The organism is Paenibacillus sp. An7 (assembly GCF_009870785.1).
GTDB lineage: Bacteria > Bacillota > Bacilli > Paenibacillales > Paenibacillaceae > Paenibacillus.
In genome coordinates, this window is sequence record NZ_WTWX01000011.1 from 1 (window position 1) to 21754 (window position 21754).

Annotated in this window: 21 protein-coding genes and 1 pseudogene; 8 read left to right on the top strand and 14 right to left on the bottom strand. The window is 36.6% G+C overall.

Annotated elements, in window-relative coordinates; all coding sequences use genetic code 11:
* Nucleotides 1-280 precede the first annotated feature (280 nt).
* The 7 genes and pseudogenes from GQY27_RS13540 to GQY27_RS22080 form a co-directional block, all read left to right on the top strand.
* On the top strand, nt 281-664 hold the full coding sequence (locus GQY27_RS13540; protein ID WP_160035256.1) for a winged helix-turn-helix transcriptional regulator: 384 nt from the start codon (nt 281-283) through the stop codon (nt 662-664).
* Between the two features lie 277 nt (nt 665-941).
* Nucleotides 942-2105, top strand: a complete 1164-nt coding sequence (locus GQY27_RS13545) for a hypothetical protein (protein WP_160035258.1) — start codon at nt 942-944, stop codon at nt 2103-2105.
* Nucleotides 2106-2130: 25 nt separating this feature from the next.
* Nucleotides 2131-2571 carry a hypothetical protein gene (locus tag GQY27_RS13550; protein ID WP_160035260.1) on the top strand — a complete coding sequence of 147 codons (441 nt, stop codon included), beginning with the start codon at nt 2131-2133 and terminating at the stop codon, nt 2569-2571.
* A 129-nt stretch (nt 2572-2700) separates the two neighbouring features.
* Entirely contained in the window at nt 2701-3912 is a 1212-nt protein-coding gene (locus GQY27_RS13555; RefSeq protein WP_160035262.1) for an S-layer homology domain-containing protein, read from the top strand.
* A 453-nt stretch (nt 3913-4365) separates the two neighbouring features.
* Nucleotides 4366-4881 (top strand): hypothetical protein, encoded by a 516-nt coding sequence (locus GQY27_RS13560; RefSeq protein ID WP_160035264.1) that lies wholly within the window; start codon nt 4366-4368, stop codon nt 4879-4881.
* A gap of 107 nt (nt 4882-4988) precedes the next feature.
* A complete protein-coding gene (locus GQY27_RS13565; protein ID WP_160035266.1) occupies nt 4989-5549 on the top strand; it encodes a Uma2 family endonuclease in 561 nt (186 codons plus the stop codon).
* 259 nt (nt 5550-5808) lie between these two features.
* Nucleotides 5809-6077 (top strand): annotated as a pseudogene (locus GQY27_RS22080) (IS3 family transposase); the annotation flags it as partial.
* 164 nt (nt 6078-6241) lie between these two features.
* Here GQY27_RS22080 and GQY27_RS13575 read toward each other — a convergent pair.
* Together GQY27_RS13575 and GQY27_RS13580 are read right to left on the bottom strand one after the other, a co-directional pair.
* On the bottom strand, nt 6242-6562 hold the full coding sequence (locus GQY27_RS13575; protein ID WP_160035270.1) for a hypothetical protein: 321 nt from the start codon (nt 6560-6562) through the stop codon (nt 6242-6244).
* A gap of 25 nt (nt 6563-6587) precedes the next feature.
* Nucleotides 6588-7079, bottom strand: a complete 492-nt coding sequence (locus tag GQY27_RS13580; protein ID WP_160035272.1) for a hypothetical protein — start codon at nt 7077-7079, stop codon at nt 6588-6590.
* A gap of 843 nt (nt 7080-7922) precedes the next feature.
* On the opposite strand from GQY27_RS13580, the gene GQY27_RS13585 reads away from it, so the two are divergent.
* A complete protein-coding gene (locus tag GQY27_RS13585; protein ID WP_160035274.1) occupies nt 7923-8183 on the top strand; it encodes a hypothetical protein in 261 nt (86 codons plus the stop codon).
* A 584-nt stretch (nt 8184-8767) separates the two neighbouring features.
* On the opposite strand, the gene GQY27_RS13595 is transcribed toward GQY27_RS13585, so the two are convergent.
* The 12 genes from GQY27_RS13595 to GQY27_RS13650 form a co-directional block, all read right to left on the bottom strand.
* Nucleotides 8768-9928, bottom strand: a complete 1161-nt coding sequence (locus GQY27_RS13595; RefSeq protein WP_160035276.1) for an HNH endonuclease — start codon at nt 9926-9928, stop codon at nt 8768-8770.
* Between the two features lie 278 nt (nt 9929-10206).
* Entirely contained in the window at nt 10207-10770 is a 564-nt protein-coding gene (locus GQY27_RS13600) for a class I SAM-dependent methyltransferase (RefSeq protein ID WP_160035278.1), read from the bottom strand.
* 310 nt (nt 10771-11080) lie between these two features.
* Entirely contained in the window at nt 11081-11482 is a 402-nt protein-coding gene (locus tag GQY27_RS13605; RefSeq protein ID WP_160035447.1) for a 3-hydroxyacyl-ACP dehydratase FabZ family protein, read from the bottom strand.
* Nucleotides 11483-11835: 353 nt separating this feature from the next.
* On the bottom strand, nt 11836-12741 hold the full coding sequence (locus GQY27_RS13610) for an AbiJ-NTD4 domain-containing protein (RefSeq protein ID WP_160035280.1): 906 nt from the start codon (nt 12739-12741) through the stop codon (nt 11836-11838).
* 163 nt (nt 12742-12904) lie between these two features.
* Nucleotides 12905-13555, bottom strand: coding sequence for a hypothetical protein (locus tag GQY27_RS13615; RefSeq protein ID WP_160035282.1), 651 nt, complete (start codon nt 13553-13555; stop codon nt 12905-12907).
* Between the two features lie 203 nt (nt 13556-13758).
* Complete coding sequence (locus GQY27_RS13620) at nt 13759-14322, bottom strand: YdcF family protein (protein ID WP_160035449.1); 564 nt, start codon at nt 14320-14322, stop codon at nt 13759-13761.
* A 212-nt stretch (nt 14323-14534) separates the two neighbouring features.
* On the bottom strand, nt 14535-15389 hold the full coding sequence (locus tag GQY27_RS13625) for a hypothetical protein (protein WP_160035284.1): 855 nt from the start codon (nt 15387-15389) through the stop codon (nt 14535-14537).
* Between the two features lie 547 nt (nt 15390-15936).
* Complete coding sequence (locus GQY27_RS13630; RefSeq protein WP_160035286.1) at nt 15937-16620, bottom strand: hypothetical protein; 684 nt, start codon at nt 16618-16620, stop codon at nt 15937-15939.
* A 261-nt stretch (nt 16621-16881) separates the two neighbouring features.
* Nucleotides 16882-17715, bottom strand: coding sequence for a pentapeptide repeat-containing protein (locus tag GQY27_RS13635; RefSeq protein ID WP_160035451.1), 834 nt, complete (start codon nt 17713-17715; stop codon nt 16882-16884).
* Nucleotides 17716-18042: 327 nt separating this feature from the next.
* Entirely contained in the window at nt 18043-19599 is a 1557-nt protein-coding gene (locus GQY27_RS13640) for an ABC transporter substrate-binding protein (RefSeq protein ID WP_160035288.1), read from the bottom strand.
* Nucleotides 19600-19850: 251 nt separating this feature from the next.
* Nucleotides 19851-20762, bottom strand: a complete 912-nt coding sequence (locus GQY27_RS13645; protein ID WP_160035453.1) for a carbohydrate ABC transporter permease — start codon at nt 20760-20762, stop codon at nt 19851-19853.
* 21 nt (nt 20763-20783) lie between these two features.
* A complete protein-coding gene (locus tag GQY27_RS13650; protein WP_160035290.1) occupies nt 20784-21722 on the bottom strand; it encodes an ABC transporter permease in 939 nt (312 codons plus the stop codon).
* Nucleotides 21723-21754: the final 32 nt, after the last annotated feature.

Genomic DNA, 21754 nt, shown 5'->3' on the forward strand with positions numbered 1-21754 from the left:
AGGCGCTCTTTTTTATTCAAACTCCAAATTTTTCGTTTTACAGGAATTCTAACGAGAATCTCAATACTGATCTTTACTACAATGAAAAGAGCAAGCAGATTTTTTACTCCCTTCTTCGACATTCATGATTTCAAATGAGACTGGATATACAAAGTATGATATATATAACGCTATGAATCTTTTAATTAAGTACAAGCTAATCAAAGTACATAATGTTAGTCGATGGGATAGATTTCTTTCAGAGAAGCAGATACCTGATAAACAGGTGTTAGAGATACAGTTGTTATCTATATCTGATGACAATAAGATTGGCACATTTAATAGTGAGCTATTTCAATATTATCTAGATATAGGATTGAATATTAAACATTTTATGATACACAAATTGCTGCTGAAGGATAATAAACTTACTATTGAAGATATAGCAGGTAAGACTGGATTAGATGGTGATGCAGTGTTTAAACATATTAGGCAGATGAATAGAAAGTATGTGTTGTATTCTGAGTATGTTAGAGGATCTAAATATAGCAACTATAAGTTTAAACATCGTTTATTGAAGAGTGTGAGGAATACAGAACAATTTATGGATAAGTATAAGGAAGCTACTGATATTAATATAGCAAGATGGGATAGAAAGAAAATAATGAACAATGACTCTACCTAATAAGGTGGAGTTTTTTATGTTAGCTCGCTCGTTTAAGAAAAATACCAATAATAATATGGTAATAATATTATATCACTATTTACATATTATTATTAAGTTTAATTTTTATAAACCAATTAAAGAAAATATTTCTTAATAAAATAAGAATATTATGGTATTATCTTAAAGTTGGCTTAAATTGGCTTAAATTTTAGATTAAAGGAGAGAAATTAGGTACATATCACACAAGACAATTTAACGACAAATACACATCAGAGACATACTAGGGGATAATTAAATGAAAAAAGTCGTGTTACGTAATTTGAGTACGTTTTTCGGTATTTTCGTACTATCAATGTTTTTACTTGTATCCAATACAGAGGCAGCTTCGGAAATTGAGTTGATTAGTGAGAATCCAGAGAGCGATTCAGTTATAGAGATGATGCATTATGATGATATTAAAGATAATCCTGAATTAATTCAATTTCTTGAAGAAAACAATAGAGCTGATCTATTGAAATTAGATGATATGAATTACTCTCAACAAGCTCAAGCTCTAAAACTTTCAATTTTTAATACAAGAACTTATCCTGATGGATTTGATGAAATACTTGCAAAATACGGAGAAGAGAGAGTGAATAAAACCATAGAGAAATATGGTATGGTTTATGAGCAGCCTACAATTAATACAGAAAACATTGATGTTGTTACACTTTCTGAAATGGACGAGATAACTGGAGAACCTAAAAGTGTCACCGCATGGTTCATCACTTATCAAGCACAAAGATCAGGATTTGTGGTAAATTTTACTAAGGTAGGAACAAGCAAATTAGATACAGTTAGTCTATCTCAAAAGAGATATCATAACTCTTCATATAATAATTGGCCAATGGCTGCAGCTGGCCCATTAGTAACAAAAACGCAGGTGGGTTCGGGAGTATTTAACGTATGGGCTCAATCGATGGATAAAACAACTGATTATTTTATTTATCAAATCACAGTTACAGAAAACGGTACTGTTTGGAAAGCTAGTAATTCAAGCGAAACTTTCGAGGCAGGAACGAAACGTTCTCATCAAAGATATAATTTTGAAGTAGGCATTTATGGCGACTCTACATTCAAAGCTTTAGGAGGAGAAAGACATCACTTAATTTCAGCTGATGCTTTGAAGCAAATAGGCAAAGATCCAAATAAATCCCCTGCAATAAGAATGATTTATAGAGATCACAGATTAACCCTTAATCATGGTTCCTCTACTGCAGCAGTTGCCTATAGAGCAGAAGAAGTTAGTTATTTAAAGGCTGGAAAATATGAAGAATTAATTTCGAAAAATGTGCTGGATTTCAAAAAACTTACAGATCCAGATGTAGAGAATGGTAACTTGTACAACAAATATTTTAACGAGCTACTTCTCACAATTTTAGGGTTAGAAGATTACCTTGGTATAGTTGCCTGGGATTAGAACAAAGTAAAGGAGTTTTTAGAAAATGCATAAAGTTACAATTAAGCCTGGAGAATTTGTTGGACCACTGAAATTAGGTATGTCTGAAGCGGAAATTAATCATATTTTAAACGATTTAGAATATTCTTTTTCGGTTCTTACAACCAGTTATACGAATTCAAGCTTAACTGAACTTGAAATATCAAACGATAGAACGATTGCAGCAGTCTTAGAAGGGTACAATATCGATTTATTTCAGACAAAAGTGGAAGACTTAATTCCAAAATTAAATGAAATTTCTCCATACGCTATTAATAATTTTTATAGCGAAGGGTGTCAATATGATTTTCCTGAGCTAGGCCTAAGATTGTGGAGAAGTATTGAATTGTACTCGAAGGATATAGAAAACTTACCAGAAGATGAAAAAGAAGAGCGAGCAGATAAATTATATTTTGAAACCTTCGTGATTTATCCGTCTATTAAATGATATAAATAAAAAAGAGAGCAAAGATACAATATTGCTCTCTTTTTTATTTGGATAATAGTAAAATAGTCTTATCAAATGTATAATATTGGTCGATATGTATATCAATAGTCGCAGTAAGAAGGAGAATTTATGAAAAACAAAAGTAAGATAATCGTAGCAGTAGTTTTATCATTGAGTTTGTTAGCTGGTGTACATGATGCGAGTTTAGTAAGTGCAGATGCAAAGTTTAAAGATGTATCAACATTACACTGGGCAAACAATGCTATTCAATCAGCAGTATCTAAAGGTTACTTTAAAGGTTATAGTGATGGATCATTTAAACCAAATGCACCAGTAACAAGAGAAGAATTTGCAGTATTAATGGCTCGTGTATCTAACAATGATCATGTGAATGATAGTGTAGAGTTAAAGGATGTAACAGGTAGATGGAGTGAGTCAGGAGTAAGTGAAGCAATAGCAAAAGGATTTGTAGATAGCAATACATATGTGAAGAATGGATTTAAACCACAACAAGCAATAACAAGAGTGGAAATGGTTAGATGGATGGTAGCAGGATTAGAGGTTAAGGATGAGGATTATAAGCAAGCTGTATCAGATACAATGAGTACAATTGTTCCAGTAGCTGAGTATTATAAAGGCGGATTAAGTGATAAGGATTATGGAGTAGTAAGTGTAGCGCTCGGAACTGGATTAATGAACGGATATAGTGATGGCAAGTTTAATGCGAGTAAGACGACAACGAGAGCTGAAGTAGCAGCTATACTATTGAGATATGAACAGGTACAGGATAAGAAGGCCAAGGAATATCAACAGTTAGAAGAGTTGAGGGAAGTTGGATTGACAGGTAGTAATGCAGAGAGTATGAATATGACACCAACATTACAGTCAGGAAGACCAGAAACTTTAGAGAGATTTAGAGGTGTTGAGTTCACTCTCTATAATGGTAAAGGGACTGCTTCTATTCATAATTTGATATTTGTAGATCCTAAAGATAAAAACTCACAATATCATAAGATGTTTATAGGAGAAGGAACAAGATATCAAATTGAAGATAGAAAATTGGTTGCGTTCGTCTTAGTGAAAGGTAAACCCGACGTTTTCCTAAATGATTATGCACATTGGTTAAACGGATTCGCTAGTAATGGTTGGGCTATACGTTATAAATCAGAGTCGGTAGAAAAGTATGGATTGCCTGTTATTCCACAAGAAAACCCAATGGGAAATTATCTTAAAAAGGATAAGGAGACACCTTATTGGTCATTCTTTTCTATTGCAAAAGATAGTAAAGTTGTATTTATTGGTAACAACAAATTTACTATTGGATATAGAATAAACGATTAAATTACATCGTAAAGTATATAACCTTGATAGCTAATAGTAACCATTACGATTAAATGGTAACAATTACGAATAAGAATATAATATACACTAATAATAATAATTACGATTAAGACTATGGTTTGCGGTTACCTGTTACAATGGACGAAACGACTGTTACACTATTTTGGGAAACTGTACTAGTCATTTTGCCGTAAATGTAAATACCCTGACACTATCAAAATTAATAATTTTACTGGTCAAAATCCGATTATTTGCAGCTATTCTGATGATAATTCTATTTGGTATGGAAGATATATTCTATATCATTTAGTACGGAACGAAAGAAAGTAAATGAAATAAACCAAAACAAAACTCACTATTTGAAGTATTTTAATCAAACTAGTGGGCAGCAGAATAAAATGATATGCAATAGGATATATATGAGATTAAGAACGTATATTTGGAGGATGCCGGATGAAGAGAAGAGATGCCTGGAAAACCGAAGAGGACATATTACTTTTACAAACAGTAATATCATATATATCTAAGGGCAAAACACAATTAGATGCGTTTGAATATGTAGGTGAAAAGTTAAATCGATCGGCTGCTGCAGTTGGCTTCAGGTGGAATGGAAAACTACGTGCTAAGTTTGATAATCAAATAAGAGAGGCGAAAAATAACAAAAAAATATTATCAGTTCAAAGAAACATTCTTAATGAGACTAAAGAAATTAATACAGATCAATTGCAATTAAATCAGATTATTTATTCTGTAATCTCCTTGAACGATGAATATGAGCAGATGCTTTGGTCGATAAAGGATCTGAGAGATAAAATAGATAGCATTGACAATGAAATAAAAGAGATAAAGGAAGCTAAAATACTTCTACCTAGTAATAATATAGATCTAGAGAACTTAGAAGCTCTTAAAAAGATTGTGCTAAAAACTACAGAATTATTACGAAAAGAAACGAAAAGAACTGCAATTTAAAGGTTCTTTCATTTATTGACTAGTAAGTCTATGAATATAGACGTCAACATGTGAATGTTAAATGATATACTGTAAGTAGCGAGATATTTACAAGGATGGTGAATAAAATGAAGATTCCAAATGAATCACCCATCACATATAAAGAATATTTAGAATTGAAAAGTACATCAAATAAATTGTTAGAATATATCGATGGCGTTGTTTACATGTCGCCATCTCCTAGTACGAGTCACCAGCGCATTTCCATGAAATTAAGTGTTCAGTTAGGTAGTTTATTAATGGGCAAAGAATGTGAAGTACTAGCAGCCCCATTTGATGTTGTTCTGTCTGACGAAGAAAACAATCAGAAAGTCGTAATTCCTGATTTATCTGTTATTTGTGATCCTTCTGGGTTTGACGAACAGCGATATGTTGGCGTTCCTAAACTGATCATTGAGATCATTAGCCCATCTAATCAAGCTCACGATTTAGTATTTAAGCTGAATCTTTATCAAAAATATAAAGTTCAAGAATATTGGATTGTTAATCCTCTTCAAAAGTATGTACAGGTGTTTACTTTAAATGAAGATGGTCAATATGAAATTTTGGCAAATGAGAAAAGTGGAACGATTCGTTCCTTGGTAGTCCCAGGATTTGAATTAGACGTTGAAAAAACTTTTGATTTTTAAGTAATTTAAAAGATAAGATCAACTTAAGACTCCTGCTCTCAAGAGCAATAATTCTTGACGGCTAGGAGTCTTGTTAGTATGGATTGTCTACAATTAGTTGAACAGAAAAAATAAGGGCTAGTAGAATAAAGAGAATACGATTAGGATCGGATCTACTATGCCAAAGCAAAGATGCACGTTTGCAGCAGATTTCAAAAGAAAAATGGTTCAATGTGGTTTCGCCTCGGTAGAAGGCAACTTGAGCGACATTGGGTGGCTTCATACGAATGTGGAAGTGAATTTAAGAATAGATTAATCGATGAGACTCTTACGACATTCCAAATCGGGCACTCTTTAAGGTTGAAAGGTTGTCCCTACGACAATGCCGTAGCTGAAGCCACCTACAAAGTGATGAAAACGGAATTTGTAAACCAAATGAATTTTCAAAGTCTTCAACATTTAGAGTTGGAACTATATGATTATGTAAATTGGTTCAACAAACATCGCATTCACGGCACTTTAGGATACATGACCCCAATTCAGTACAAAGCTGCATCCCTTAAAAAAGTTGTCTGATTTAATGTTGACAGTCCAAGACTCTCATGTCGAATATAGGGCATAGGGAGTTCACCTCCGTCTCATTTGGTTTGTTTAGTCGCTAACCTATTCGAGATTTGGGGAGGTACTCCTTTTTCTATGCCTAAAAAACCTTGTTACAGCAAGGGGTTAGAATTATGAAATTGATTCAAGTAAATGTTTTTAAAGAATTTTGACCTTATATGTTTTTGATAATTTGCAACATCAAAATTAAAATTGAATGGTGGATGCGCTTCTATAATTAAAGAATGTTCTCCATAAGCTTTAATGACATCATTATAAATACTCATCTCATCTTTCCTCATGGCGTCATATTCGTCGAGTTCCTTCTCTTTCCTCTTTCGCTTATCTTCTAAATACTTCATAAAAATAGTAGCCCCGGAAGTCACGACTGCGCCCAATATTACCCCCAGAAAACCTATCCACGCCGATTCCAATAAATATCAACTCCTTATCAAAGTATTATTTCTTTAAAACCTCATCAATCCGCTGCTCAGAAAACAACCAGTCAGATGGAATCTGATCATCGTTGTAATGTGCTTTAACCCACGTTTTATTTTCTCTTAAAACTGTATCACCAATACCATTACGAGCCTTCTTCATAAGTTCAGCTACTTCAATGGGTGTTGCTATGTATACTCTTGGCATTTCATTTATTTGTGTTCCTTTAAGTTGTACTAAGCTGAATATGGTCTTTTTTGAATGCTTTTGTAACCAAAGATCAATCGCTCCATGATAGCTAACATTCTGGTTCTTGAATCCTTGAGTTAAACCCCATCCTCCATCTCGACTCCCCTTAACGGAAACCTTCATTATATTGTCTCCTTTGGAAACCATTAAATCGTATTCTGGTTGGTTAGCTCCATATTGAACGGATACGTCATATCCTATTCTAGCAAACAAGTAAGCGGTAACTGATTCAGCGGCTACAGACACATGCCAAGAATTAATCATTTTAATTCCTCCTGGCTCATTAAAGTAATACATCGATTGTATGTCTTCCAATATATTTTTGTCCACATAATAACACTTTACTTGGATGGAGGTATTAATAAGAATAAGAAATTATTTGATAATGGATTATTTAAGAGCTCACGTATGATTCTGCTTCACTGTTATTGAGATGCCTCATTGTTTCCTATTCAAACTCCGTTTCGGATCCAGGGCGAATGCCAGATACGTGAATAAGATGTTATAGGAAGCGTCTGCATTCTTCGAGATACAATAATGCCTACATGAACATAATACGGATAATCCATTTGTATCTTAATATTCTCTATTTGTTCGCTCCCTAAAAATTTGAAAGACATATAACCCCAGATCTATAGACGTAGAAACACCTCCGCCGGTTATTACATTGCCATCACGAAACCGTTATCTCTTCTTTAAGCCCACACATATTCCAACAGGAATCCTTAGTAGCTTCAAAATGTTCTATGACATCATAGAATCCTATTAAATCTAAAAATGTAATTCCATTGAATAGAATGAATGCTATCTTCATTGGATCACTCCCAATTTAATAGGATTGCAGGTATTTCACTTAACGTTCTTGTGTTCCCAAACCCAAGAGGCTTAAAGGAGCGTAGCGACTGGGTGGCTCCGCCACTTAGCCTCGCAGGGTTGTGTGCCTGATGATCTCCTTTGGGATACCTTCGGGCAGACCAAGGAGCGAATGCGACTCAGCAGGAAAACAGTGTTATACGCTGGTTCGTTCTTCTTCGAACTCACTATCATTGCTTGTTCTTACATAGGGTTGTACAATTAATTTATAAGTCTTTTCGGAGGTGTTTACGTATGAAATGGAGTCATATCCGTAAGATCCATCCTAATCGTTGGGTATTAGTTGAAGCACTTACCACTCATTCTAATAATAACAAAAGAATTATTGAAGAAATGTCAGTTGTTTCTGAATATGACGACCCTAAACATGCATGGGCCTCTTATCAAGAACTTCATTTGTCAGAGCCTGTTAGGGAACTCTATATATTCCACACTGGAAATGAATTCATTGAAGTCATTGAGCAACCCTTTACAGGAATTAGAGGTCTTCAATGAAAAATACATCTTGTAAATGGACTGCCTATTGTTTCTCTTCCTCTATCTTACAAGAATAAATCAACGCTTCTCAATAATGTCTTACTGGATACTGGATACTGGATGCTCCACAACTATCTTTGATACTGATCTTGTTGAACCTATTGGCCTGGATATAGACTTTATCAACGGAAAGTGGGTTCGGATGTATGGAGTAGGTGGCTCAAGTGAGTTGTGTTACCAACAGATTGTCTCATACCTCTCTATTGATAGCATCCTGCTTAAAGAATTTACTATTCAACTAGGACTTACAAAAGAACCTTATGGTTTCGATGCCATATTAGGTGTCGATTTTTCTTTATAAATATGGGTTGAAAATCGATTTTGAAAATTTAGTTATCTCATAAAGGTTTAACGAACTTGCGTATAACGTTCCTGTATTCACGACCCGACGTATATCGGGTATCCGGCGAATGCCTGATCAAGGCCATATGCCCGCAGCGTGAATATTATGTTATACGAAGATTCATTCTTCTTTGAATAAGCTGCTTGGGGTTCGTTAATTTTTATTCGCCTTCCTATTGCTTTCAGTTGTTTTTAGAAACTCATTTTTCTAAATCAATAGATGAATCCGTGTCAATTCTATATCTCCAATTCACAAAATCTTCTGCTATTTTTGAAGACAATTTTTGAATATGTTCTTTAGTGATGTAGGCACCATCATATCCTTCAAAAACTTCACTCATTGCTTTGCTTATGATTCTATCTTGTTCTTCCTTCCTTGCTCTTTCTGTATAAATCTTCAGAATTTTATTCAGGCTATTTCTCATACCCTCAATATTCACCTCTAAATAACGTTCTTTATCTCTAATCACGTCTGGATTAAATTTTTGATTTTTGAGTTCGAGAAATATCTGTTCCTGTTTATTATCAACAGGCTGCCTAACGCCATAACTAAAATCAGCTCCTTCATATTCGCTATGAATTATAGCTGAAAACGTTATGTGCCCGAACACTATGACATGTCCATAAATAAGTTTTTGTTGCTCTGATCCTGAGATAAACACATAGTTTGCTAAATCTTCTTCAGGAATCGAATACGGGATAGGATTTACATAATCAATTCCAGTATCTTTATTGTCTGGATCTTGGCTGTATCTTAAATAATTTTGAACATTGCTCCAATCAATGCTAGGTAGAGTAATTATTGATTCTCTATCTAAATAATGAATGAAATTATACAATATCTTGGCAACAGCCTTAGTATTCTCTTCTCCTCCTATGATCAATTTGAGGTTAATGGGCTGATTAATATATGTTTTTCTTAAGACTGCATCTAAAGAAGAAAAACCTTTTCCATATTGCTTTTTTACATGCTCTAATTGCTCTTTAGCCTTTTCTAGATTTGGAGCTGATATATTGAACTGAATATTACCTTCTTCATCTTTTACCTCTTCTCTTTTAGATTTTTGATAGGCAAACCTTCCACCTGGCTCTAGTAGTATCGCACTCCCCTCATGTTCTAATTTTTTTATGACAGGAGGCATTTTTCCTCGATTACTTTTTATATTTAATAGATTTCTTATTACTACAAACTGCTCAACAAACTTATTGTCAATGTATCCAGACTCTTTTGTTGAAAAATAGTTATTACACTCTTTGCAGATAATTCTGTTTGACTGCAAACTAGATCCTAGAGCAGAATGAATGATATGTTCATTAGATTTTTCAATTATATCGGCATTACAATATATGCATTTATACATTAGATTCTCCTTCGGAATAAATTTGCAATGTATTCAGATGAAACTCTTAGCTATCTTCCTTGATTTTTTGAATTTTCGTATAACGTTCTTGTATCTACGAACCCGAGAAGCTTAAGGCGCATCGCGCCGGGTCCAACGGACTTAGCCTCGCAGGGTTGTGAGCTGATTCAACTTCTCCGTATACCGCTCCTTGCGTACCAAGGGCTGAACAGCCCGCAGCGTAGATACTATGTTATAAGATGTCATATGCCTTCTTCGAATCAAGCAACCATTATATTTTAATTCTGGCTTCTATTTCTTATTATTAAAGGTTTTTTTGCATCGATAATAATAGATACCATCCCTAGTCCTTCAATAGAATTCCTAGTATCAAATCGAAACGATCTACCTATTCTACCATCCTTTTCATTCCAGTAATTATAATGAAAGTCCCCGTTCTCATCACAATATTCCAATAACGTTACCTGAAATCCCTCCCTTTCAAAAACTGACACTAATGTTTTTGCATCATAAACTATTTTATGAGATGCTGCAGGATGATCCGCTGGTCCAGGACCACCGACTTTAACCATTTGTTGATACCAATCATTACGAAAATTTTTATCGGGAACTGCACAACGAATATAACCGCCTGGTTTTAAAAATTGATAGCAGTAATTTGCAGCCCTAATACCTTCTTCATACGTTAAGTGTTCCCATACGTGTTCAGCCAAGAGCGCATCTATGCTCTCAGGTTCAGATAATCTATTCCAACTTTCTATAGAAGTTATATTCAACTCATCTTCCTGTGAATTGATCCAACCATCATATTTGGTCTGCCCTGATCCAATAACTACTTTCATATATTTCCACCAACCAATCTAGTATTGAATAATCACTTCTTGAGGTTTAAATCATTTCATTACTGTAACAATACTCCCATTTAACTTTCCTCTTAACTTAAATCAATGTTTGCATATGATTTCTTATAACGTTCCTGTATTCACGAACCCTCACCGACTTAAAGGCCTTATGCCTGGGCGCGATGCGCTTAGTCAGTGCAGGGTTGTCCGCTGATTCCTCTTCTCGGAAAATCCATCTTGCGGACCGAGGGTGAATGCCGAATGCGTGGATTCAGTGTTATCGGATGTTGTTGTCGTCTCCGAGTTACTTTCAATTGGGTTGTATGTAAATCATGATTTCGTCTGCTTTTAAAATGACTCGTTCGTTTACTGATGCAATTCCTTTTCCAATTACAAACCCTCGCTTGTTCTTGATAATTTCATAATATAATTCTATCTGATCCCCTGGATACGCTTGTCCTACTACTTCTACTCCTTTAAGCATAGATAGAAATCCAAGTCCATTATCTGTAGAGCTTGTAGCGAATGCTCCCAATTGAGCAAGCGCTTCAACTATCAAGGTATTTGGAACGGAAGCATCCTCTTCATAAAAAAACCATTCATTTCTTGAAATAAGTTTATATCCCTTTGCCCATTTGTTTTTTTCAACCTCCAATACCTTATCAATAAATAAAAAAGGATACCTATGAGGAATAGTACTTGAAATATCCATCATCATTTGACTCCTTTGTATTTTATATTGCAACAATTTCCGATAACGTTCCTGTATTCACGACCTCAGCGTATGCTGAGGTGTCTGGCGACTGCCGGACCAAGGAGAATATCCACAGCGTGAATATTATGTTAAGTGAAGTTCCATTCTTCTTTGAATAACCTACCTCATTCATATTGATCTACACTCTATTAATTCCCGTTTTAACACTTAATCCCTAACAAGTCTGAACTTACTGACATCATATACGAGTTTTTAATTCTCTGTTTCTATAGAGCAAAGTGCTACAAAAATTACAAATTAATTAGGGGGTCTATTAAAAAGATATTATTCCATCTCATTCCTTTTTTCTTCTATTGTAAATATTGAATTGCTAAAGAAATTAATGATAAGCAACGGTTAAAAAAGTAATCGTAGTGACGATTATCTGTAATATCAATTTTATTTGTCTCATGATGACGAATTCTAAAACTATTACCAATGTTCGTTAGCGCCCTAAACTCAGTATCAAAAATTGCAATAAATTCATCTTGTCCGTTGCTCATATCATTTACCACTTTAGTTGTAGAATCCTTTTTATTAAGATCAGTATGATAAGTTTTCAGCCGTTCTAAAGCATCCCATATTTTTTCGACTGAATCCTGTCGAGCCGCTGGGTTTGGTGTTTTATATAATGCAATTGCGTCAATCATTAATTCTCTTGTCCCAACCTCAGCAATTTGTTGAAATTGCGTTTCTACTTCTTCTGATAAAGGACTATTTTCTACAATGCGTTCAATAATTTTTTCTGTGGTTAAAGTAAACAATACCCCAGACTCTACAAATATTTCGTTTAGTTCTTTTCTGTAATCATCAAAAACATTTGATGTATCTAAACAGTGAATGTACCAATAATTTTTGTAACGATCATTATTCCATCCTTCAGAAATATCCTTTATATTTTCAGCAATGTATTCTATGAGGTCAATTAATGAATATTGATCATAATCATCATTATATTGTGGAGCAACCATATGACCATACTCATTTCTGTGAATATCAGGTATTTTTATTGCCATTCTATTTTCAAATTGATTACGGTCAAATTCAATATAATACTGATCCACAAAAGCACAATGCTGCTGAAGTTTAAAGATGTGCGTTATATTCTTATAGTATTTTTGGCATGTACTTAATAGCAAAGTGTAAACTTCTTTTGAAATTTTTTCAGTATGTGTAATTGGCCTTCTTAATCCATGACGGTTTGTGTATAAATTCATTTATAAATCCTCCTATTTCTTCTATTGATTGTAATGTACTATTTAATAAGTATTTGTCCCTCTTGGAAATTCACTTAACGTCCCTGTTATTCACGACCCGACGTATGTCGGGTGTGCGGCGAATGCCGGACCCAGGGCGTATGCCCGCAGCGTGAATATTATGTTATAAGATGTTGGCATCTTCCTCGAGCAGTCTAATATTAATTTTACCTTTGGATGCTTCTAAAAAATATTCTGTTTTCATGTAGAGAGGATGTACTGGATAACTTACATCCATGATTATACCTTTGTGGTTTAATTTATTTACCACTATTGCTTGCGGGTATTTGTTAGGGATATCTCTTTGACGTTCTATACCTACATCTAACTTGCCCCAAGCTAAGAATACAAAATCATAATTGTCCAATAATTCCCTCGATTTAAACATTAAATCATTTATGCCCCTTATATTTCTTGCATGTCTTTTAGCCTTATCACTATTTTTTTCACGTATATTAAATATATTTTCAATATGGATTGAGTATTGATCTGGCAGTGTAATTTCCTCTTGATAGTAAGCCTCCTGAATCATCCGCATTACCTTTTTCATTGTGTTATCAGGTATTGTTAGAACAGGCTCGCTAGTTTCATATTCAGAATTTTCGAGTTGCTGAAAGATCATTTCATCTATTGGTCTTGCTTCACCAGGATTCATCATAACTACTAATCCTATTACTTCCCCAGGGCCATTAGCAGAATGAAACTCTGTATGATGCCTGAATATTCTTATATCGTTATCTATTTTCTTTGATACAAAGTGTGCATAAGTTTGCATACTATCATCCCTCTCTCTATGCCAATTTCTTATAACGTTGCTGTATCTACGACGTGACTCGGCCTTAGATAGCTCTTATCTTAGGCCGGGTCGTGTGTTGTCTGAATGTTCTTCTATGTACAACCTCTGACAACCAAGGGGTGAATGCCCCGCAGCGTAGATGCAATGTTATAAGATCTTGGTGCCTTCTTGAATTGCTTTCACTATAGTTTACTGTTTACCCAATTTGGAATATGGTGTTTGAAATATTGTCCTACTTTCGTCAGTTCATTCATAACGTAATTTATTTTTTGCTCATCCAAATACCAGTTATCTCTTGTAGTACCAGTCTTGTCTGTTACCGGACTTACATAAAATTCAACCTCACTAGGAAATTCAACATGATATGTAAGTAAAGCTCGTCTAGCAAAATAAGATTTACAAACTAATATTGCTTTCCTTGGGTTAATTCTCTGTTGTTGAAGAGACTTCCAAGAATATCTTGCATTCTCAAATGTATTTGTCGCTTTATCTTCACGTAAAATTGAACTTTCTGGTACACCCAAACTTAATCCTACATCTCGAAGAAACTCCCATTCAGTAGAGGAGACATTTGGAGTTGGACCACCCGATGGAAGGATATACGGTGCCAAACCCTGATGGTATAACTCTGCAGCTCTCTCCATTAGTTGAGGATGACTACCACCAGGTATTAAAATTACATCAGATGGTTCAATAGATGTTTCAAAAAACATAAACTCGGTAATACAATCAAAAGGATATGGCAAGTTGCTCATCCTCTCTATTATTTTCATATTTATTGCACCAATTTCTTATAACGTTCTCGTATCTATGACGCGACCCGGCCTTAGATAACTCTTATCTTAGGCCGGGTCGTGTGTTGTCTGAATATTCTTCGATGCGTATACCTCTGACATCCAAGGGGCGAATGCCCCGCAGCATAGATGCATTGTTAGACGAAGGATCAATGAATAAACTTTCAAAACATTTCTTTAGTACTAATAATTATTGACTTATCTTTAAGTACTTTTTCAATTGTATCTTCTATGAATCCAATTGATGGTTTTGATAACCCATCAACAATTAAATGGAAAGTAAATCCCCTATTTCCTTGTGATACCACTACTGCTCCGGTATTAATTCCATTACCAGCCTTATGTAACTCTTTTGTAAGATCGGAAATAAACTTCTGTACGCTAATATCATCATCACTTTCAATAGTTATTGAATAGGTATGTTTATTGAAGAAGAAAGGCTGTTTAGAATTAGACACTGTATTGGAGATCATTGTTTCAAGCTTATCAAGTTTACTTAAAATAAACTTTTCTGTATCAGTAATATTCGGTGAAGCTTGAATTATATTACTTTCGATAACCCTATAGATTGGATTATCCGGTCTATCATCATTTAATGCTTCTTCAACAGTACTTTTTAATTTTTCTTGCAGTTGAATAACTCCAAGCATGTCATTAGAATAAAATAATGTTCTTTCTTCAATAATATCAAATGGAAGTTTTGTACCCTCTTCACATATTTGGACTACTGGCTTTCTAACCGCATGTCGTACAGCTAATTCGTACATTACATTAGGATTTAAAAAAGTTAGATTTGCAATTACTAAATCATCTTCAAGTATTCTTTTTATTACTTGTTTGTTTATTGAACCAGGATTAGAAATTCGATGTGCAACAGAAATATTAGTCTCTAGAAAGCCAAGAGACTGTAAAACTGGTATAACTACTGCATCAATAACACCCTCTGCCGCTCTTCTTATTTCACTGCTATCATTTCCAATTGGTGTAACTATGAAGCATTTCTTTGCGGAATAATCCATAATCATTCTCATCTTCTGATCTTTCGTCTAACGTTTCCGCATTCATGAACCCGAGAGGCTTAAGGCGCATCGCGCCGGGTCGTAGACTTAGCCTCGCAGGGTTGATCGCCTGAGCCCACTTCTCGTACATTCTTCGTTAGGCGATCCAAGGGCCGAATGGCCCGCTGCTTGAATGCTATGTTAGGTGTTGTTCTTAGCGGACCTCTCCGACATTTCTTGCAGCTCATATGTAGTCAGTTCCCATTACGGGAACGTTCCATTGTATCTTCGAGTATGCTTTCCACAGTTATATACAGTCAGTTTCCGGAGGAAGCGTTCCTTCTTCTAGCCATGCCGCCCAAATCTATTCTCGAATCCGTTAAGGATTCTTCCACTTCCATCTTTACTCTGCTTTATCCTATTATTTGTTCGATTTTTCCCGCTAAGAATTGCATTTAACGTACCTGTATTCACGACCCAGCGTATGCTGGGTGTCCGGCGCATGCCGGGCCTAGGGCAGATGCCCGCAGCGTGAATATTATGTTATATGAAGGTGCCACTTCTTTGATTACTCTATCAACATCTCTTCATTAACTACTAAACTACCAGTAATATTTAAAAAATCTTCGCTGAATTGACCTTTGTATTTAAGCCTTGTCTGACACATCACCGAGAACGTTCTGTCTTCGTAGTAAGTTATCGACTGCATAACAAATAAATAGACATTATCCTCATCTTTATAGCTGTATTCAATTCTCATTCCATCAATTTGACTCCGAGTTTTCTCTCCACGAATGTACCGTCCTGATTCAGTTTTCTTTATCAGATTGTACTCCTTATTTTTTGATGCATGTTCTATTACTCTATCTAACTCATCGTTTAGACTAGCTTCAAACGAATTACTTCCCCATGCGAGAATTTTAGTCTTCTCATCTTCAGGATGGACAAATGTATTTCCATCACCATTCGCTGGATCAAACCGATCCCAACGAGCAGGATACAAAAATGAAAATCCAAAGCGAGGATTGCTTTCATGTTCAATGGAGATCATTAAACTGTCTATTTCACTTCGGTTTATCAATTTCTTTGTCACATAATCGAATATCTTTTTAAAATTAGTGATGACTGTTACAGCTGCTGAAATTGCCAACACAATAAGAAACCAGTAAACTAATGAACCAAAATGAGTTTGAACCCATTCAATAATTTGTGATGGCACAGTGTTTTCTCCTTCTTTTTTTGGTACTTTCATATAACTTCTTTATCTACGAAGTTCGCAAATATCCTCACATAACAAATATCTGCGAACTTCGCACATATCGACTACTCACGAACATATACGCATCAATAAATTATAACTTATTTTGAAATATATGTAATATGTTTTCTTCTATCCACTCCATCCACTACAAAAACGATCTATTTATGCCTTACATAACAAAAAAAAGAACCCCGAAGCTATACCTCCAGGGTTCTTAATCTGGTATTCTCTTTCAAAAACAACTATTCCATCCTACTCCACCCAATGCGCTGGGATCTTTAGATAAGACGGCAGCTTAGTGGATGAATTTCCTTTAGCAGCATTCACTTGAACCTGTGTAAGAAAGATACAGCCTGTCAGATCTGCACCACTTATGTCAGCATCTCTAAGATCAGCACCGATCAGATCGGTAACTCTCATATCTGCTCCTCTTAGATCGGCCGCAATGAGCAGTGCGCCTCTGAGGTCAGAACCTACAAGGTTAGCACCTTTTAGATTCGCGCCGATAAAATCACTTCTCCGCATTTTTTTCGGACTCTTTTTCTTCTGTATCTGGGAACGAACACGTTCACTTGTTAGGATCAGCAGCTTATTCACGTCTGCTCTTAGCTCGGGTAGATTTATTCGAAGTATGTTCTCCGGACTTTCCCGAGTCAGTCGTTCACATTCTTCGATTTGAACCCGAAGTTCCTTATGAAAAGAAGTGGTCACTTCAAGAGCAAGAGCTTCGTGTAAATACCATAACATTTCTTGTATTTGCTGCACGATGGGGAATACAGCAAACATTTCTTCGGCAGTTGCCGGATAACTCCTCCAGTCCTTGCCTTTATATATGTCTTGTGAGACTTTCTGACCTGCACCAAAACACTCATATACGGTACAACCCTTTAAACCATTCTCTCTTAGATCCTGATGAATCCCGCATCGATAGTCCGCGCGTAAGTTTGTGCATGGCGTGCCTCCCTCTTTATCAAAGGAAAAATCGGCAGATTTTGCAAAAGGCAACGCCGTACAGCATAATCCAAAACACTCCAAACAGTCGGCTCTCAAAGGATCTAAAGAATCATTATTATTCATAGCATTCATATGTGACACACGGCACTCCCCTTATACATTTAAATCATGTTTTATGTTATAACTCCAGCATTTAGCTCACGAACTCGTCATACAAATCCAAGGCAGCTCGGCACCATGCCCATAACAGAGTTTTTACAATCCTAAATGTGATTCATTGGTAAACATGTAATAGTTTACAACCTACGCTGTAAATATGGAAGCAGTAACACGATATTCGCGAAAATCATTCGTACTAATTTGTTCAGAATGTGGCCCTCCCCCCACGGTAATTTGGATAAAAAAAGAACCATACCCTCATTCTCGGGTACAGTTCTTCTAAATAATTACAATGTAAAACTAGTTACTTGCCAAAAAAGCATCCAGCTGTTTTTGTTTCTCAGCAATAATTTTATCTATACCGGCAGCTTTTAATTTCTCTGCATATTTTGGAATCATTTCATCCGGATTTACTGCTCCGGAAGTAAGTGCTGGTTTAAACTGCTTGTTGACGTTATTTACTGCGGCAATTTCATTCTTAACAGACTGGCTGTTAAACGTAAATCCAAGTGCTGGTGATTTGACACCTCTTGCATTAAAATCTTTGAATTTCGCCCATTTTTCAGGATCTTCATTGTCCCATAGATAATTCAGGAACTGATTACCAAGCTGCCACTGAGCTCCTGGGTTGTAGGTCCGGTTGTTTGGATCTGTGCCTTCAGGCAGACTGATGATATTTTCGCTGCCTTCTTTTTTCACATAGTGTTCGCCCTCAATACCAAAGTTGAGCAAATTATTCACATACGGATCCGAGTGGAGCAGGTTAATGACTGCCATTGCTTTTTCAGGATTTTCCGAAGTACGAGAGATCGCGAGCATCGCTCCAGACGCGTCTCCTGTAGTGATAGTAGGCTGTGTAAGTTCGATCTGAGTCAGCGGGAAACCAACATAACTCTCCTCTTCCTTATCTTTTCCGGGTTTCATTCCATCTGTCCACATGAAGACTTTGCCGGCTTTCGCCTGATCTTTCGGGAATACGGTAGAAGTTGCAGAATCACTATTAATATATCCCGCTTCATACCATTTGCGAGCAAGGGCAGCGGCTTCTTTAAATTCAGGGGTCTCTACTTCATTCATGACCGTCGTGTCAGAACCGATTTTCCGAATGACGCCAGGAACTGATGCATCGCCAAGATAATCCCAATCGAGGTTATCTAATAGTCCGTTGCCTGTTGAATTGGACATATAAAACGGAGTTACGCTAGGTTCGTTTTCCTTAATTGTTTTGAGCAGCGGCTCAAGATCGGCCCAATTTTTCACATTCGTAATATCAAGGTTATATTTTTCGAGCAAATCTTTTCTAACGAGTACACCTCGGGTTGCTGCTAGTTCCTTATTGGTAGGAACACCGTAATTCTTCCCGTCTACCTTCGATCCTTCCAGGAATGCAGGGTCAAGATTCTTAATGATGTCCGGGCCAGCTTTATCCAGCAGATCGTTTAATGGTAAAAAGGCGCCTTTAGCAACGTTCACGGTGTAATTCTGCCATGCTGCCGTAAATATAATATCTGATTTTTCACCAGAGGAGATCATGAGATTCAGCTTGTTGTCCCATTGTCCCCAGTCAATTGCGTTAATTTTCAGTGTGGCTCCGATTTTAGGTTCTATATATTTATTAATCTCGGCCTGTACCTTCTCTACATCTTTCTGCGGTGTCCCTGGGTAGAACAAAGATACTTCGTAGGACTTTTCCGCTTTCACTTCGGCATTTCCACCCGTTTTAGGCTCATCCGTTGGTGCAGTACTTCCACTTCCGCCCCCCGAACAAGCGCTGAGAACTAGTGCAAATGCAGTGAATGTTGCCAATATGATGGATCTTTTCCGTTTGACTAAACGTCCAACCTGAAACCCGGTCATGACATGACCTCCCTTATATAATTTACGCATTTAAATCAATTTCATAACTCATTAAAATGATGAATTTGTAACTATATATAGACAAACAAAACCATTTTGATCTATATATACCCCTGATTAAAGCAACTAAAGGTATTATGAAATTGATTCATTTAATAATGAGTTCTTTTTTACACAACTTTCTCGTTACTAATTTTGACCAGACATTCTTTTTTATCATTTTCCGTACGTGCGGACTTCTGTTTCATGATCTAGCCTTTTACCGCACCAACGGTTAGCCCTTTGATGAAATAACGCTGGAAGAAAGGATAGGCGAGGACAATCGGTCCGATCCCAACAACAGCCATAGCCATCTGCAAAGTCTTATTCGGCAGGTCGAGCATACCTCCTTGTGAAGAAATCTGCGAAGCCACATTGGAGTTCGAAGTAAGGTACTGGATATCAAGCAATGTTCGGTACATGAGATACTGAAGACTGATCGTTTTATTGTCAGAAATAAAGATCATGCTGAGATACCAATCGTTCCAATAATTCAGTGTGCTGAATAAGGCAACCGTTGCGAGTACCGGCAGAGACAGCGGAAGAACAATTCTTACAAAGGTACGAAATTCCCCTGCGCCATCCACACGGGCCGATTCCAGAATCGACATTGGAATGGAACTTGAAAAGAAGGTACGCATGACGAGCACAAAAAACGGTGACATCAGCATCGGCATAATCAATACCCATATGGTATTTTTAAGATCCAGCAAGTTCACATAGACCAGGTACCAAGGTACCAAACCGCCATTAAACAACATTGTGAAGAAAATAAAGAATGCGAAGAATCCACGATACGGCAGATCACTTCTGGAAAGCGGGTAAGCATAACAAGCCGTAAGGGCAACGCTGATCACAGTACCTACGACTGTAACGAAAATAGATACTCCATACGATCGAATGATCTGATCCATATCTTTGAACAAAAATTCATAAGCGCTTACACTAAATGTCTCTGGAATAAACCGGTATCCATTCGCAATGACCGTCGTTTCATCGGATAACGAGATCGAGAGCACAAGTATGAGCGGCAAGATACACAGAGCTGCATAGAAGATGAAAAAAGCATGAATAACAGCTCCTGATCGTTTGGTGACATGAAGCGGGCTATCGGTGGGACCCATATGCAAAGAACTCTCCTCCTTCTAAAATAGTGCGTTATCCTTATTGATACGACGAACAATGGAATTGGACAGCAGCACAAGTGCAAAACCGACAACTGCTTGGTAAAGCCCCGCTGCTGAAGACATACCAATATCTCCACCGACGAGGAAGGTACGATAGACATAGGTATCAAGTACATTTGTTACGGGGAACAGAGCACCGGATTCGAGCGGAACCTGATAGAACAATCCAAAATCCGCATAAAAAATACGTCCGATCTGCAGTAAGGTCATGACGATCATCAGCGGATATAGGAACGGAACCGTAATAAAGCGGACCTGATTCCACTTACTCGCACCATCAAGTACGGCTGCTTCATAATACTCTTCACTGATTCCGATGACGGCTGCCAGATAGATGACCACATAGTAACCAATGTTTTTCCAAGTGTTCACAAAGGGTAAAATATACGGCCAGTATTCCGGCTCAGAATACCAGTCTATCGGTTCCTTGCCAAAGAACGGCAGAAGGCTTGTGTTCATAAATCCCGAGTCTTTCCCTAGAAAAGCGAGTACCAGATAACTAATTACGATCATGGATAAAAAATAGGGAAGCAACATGACCGACTGATAAAACTTGGATGTAAATCTTCCTTTTACTTCACTCAGCAAAATAGCAAGACCTGCGCCGAGCACCAGATTCAGCAGAATAAACACCACATTGTAAGCCAGTGTGTTTCGTGTAATTTCCCACGCATCTGATGTGCCGAACAGATACTTGAAATTTTCCAGTCCAGCCCAAGGACTTCCGAGAATCCCATCCGTGTAGTTCACATTTTTGAAAGCAATAATGACTCCAAACATCGGCAAATAGTTATTAATCAGCAGAAACACAACCCCTGGCAAAAACATCAGATACAGCACTTTGTATTTGCCCAGATTGTACAGCATGGTTTTCTTTTTCTTTATCGGCTTTGGCATTGCTCTACACCTTTCCCTCTTTGTTATAAGTT

Coding starts and splice junctions, on each gene's coding strand:
- GQY27_RS13545 (WP_160035258.1), top strand. CDS start 942: ATGAAAAAAGTCGTGTTACGTAATTTGAGTACGTTTTTCGGTATTTTC.
- GQY27_RS13550 (WP_160035260.1), top strand. CDS start 2,131: ATGCATAAAGTTACAATTAAGCCTGGAGAATTTGTTGGACCACTGAAA.
- GQY27_RS13555 (WP_160035262.1), top strand. CDS start 2,701: ATGAAAAACAAAAGTAAGATAATCGTAGCAGTAGTTTTATCATTGAGT.
- GQY27_RS13560 (WP_160035264.1), top strand. CDS start 4,366: ATGAAGAGAAGAGATGCCTGGAAAACCGAAGAGGACATATTACTTTTA.
- GQY27_RS13565 (WP_160035266.1), top strand. CDS start 4,989: ATGAAGATTCCAAATGAATCACCCATCACATATAAAGAATATTTAGAA.
- GQY27_RS13580 (WP_160035272.1), bottom strand. CDS start 7,079: ATGATTAATTCTTGGCATGTGTCTGTAGCCGCTGAATCAGTTACCGCT.
- GQY27_RS13585 (WP_160035274.1), top strand. CDS start 7,923: ATGAAATGGAGTCATATCCGTAAGATCCATCCTAATCGTTGGGTATTA.
- GQY27_RS13595 (WP_160035276.1), bottom strand. CDS start 9,928: ATGTATAAATGCATATATTGTAATGCCGATATAATTGAAAAATCTAAT.
- GQY27_RS13600 (WP_160035278.1), bottom strand. CDS start 10,770: ATGAAAGTAGTTATTGGATCAGGGCAGACCAAATATGATGGTTGGATC.
- GQY27_RS13605 (WP_160035447.1), bottom strand. CDS start 11,482: ATGGATATTTCAAGTACTATTCCTCATAGGTATCCTTTTTTATTTATT.
- GQY27_RS13610 (WP_160035280.1), bottom strand. CDS start 12,741: ATGAATTTATACACAAACCGTCATGGATTAAGAAGGCCAATTACACAT.
- GQY27_RS13615 (WP_160035282.1), bottom strand. CDS start 13,555: ATGCAAACTTATGCACACTTTGTATCAAAGAAAATAGATAACGATATA.
- GQY27_RS13625 (WP_160035284.1), bottom strand. CDS start 15,389: ATGGATTATTCCGCAAAGAAATGCTTCATAGTTACACCAATTGGAAAT.
- GQY27_RS13630 (WP_160035286.1), bottom strand. CDS start 16,620: ATGAAAGTACCAAAAAAAGAAGGAGAAAACACTGTGCCATCACAAATT.
- GQY27_RS13635 (WP_160035451.1), bottom strand. CDS start 17,715: ATGAATGCTATGAATAATAATGATTCTTTAGATCCTTTGAGAGCCGAC.
- GQY27_RS13640 (WP_160035288.1), bottom strand. CDS start 19,599: ATGACCGGGTTTCAGGTTGGACGTTTAGTCAAACGGAAAAGATCCATC.
- GQY27_RS13645 (WP_160035453.1), bottom strand. CDS start 20,762: ATGGGTCCCACCGATAGCCCGCTTCATGTCACCAAACGATCAGGAGCT.
- GQY27_RS13650 (WP_160035290.1), bottom strand. CDS start 21,722: ATGCCAAAGCCGATAAAGAAAAAGAAAACCATGCTGTACAATCTGGGC.